This window comes from Burkholderia sp. SIMBA_051 (assembly GCF_046534915.1).
Lineage (GTDB): Bacteria > Pseudomonadota > Gammaproteobacteria > Burkholderiales > Burkholderiaceae > Burkholderia > Burkholderia ambifaria.
Window position 1 is genome coordinate 1 of the sequence record NZ_JAWRXS010000914.1, and the last position, 235, is coordinate 235.

At 62.1% G+C, this 235-nt stretch carries 1 pseudogene; it reads right to left on the reverse strand.

What is annotated here, in order from left to right:
* Positions 1-235, reverse strand: a pseudogene (locus tag SB771_RS37135) (fumarate reductase/succinate dehydrogenase flavoprotein subunit); the annotation flags it as partial.

Sequence of the window (235 nt, forward strand, 5' to 3'; positions counted from 1 at the left end):
GTGCACTTTCTTCACCGCGTAGTCGCCGGTGCCGTCTTTCTCGAACTTCACGCCCCAGCGGTCGAGTTCCTCGATCGTCTTGAAGCTGTGCCGGGCGTAGGCGTACACGGCCGCCTGATCGACGATGCCGTCGTTGGCGATGGTGATTTCCTTCGTGTATTGCTCGGGTGTCGCATGGCCGGGGATGACCGCGTTGTTCAGGCCGTCCATACCCATCGAAATCGCGCCGCTGCGC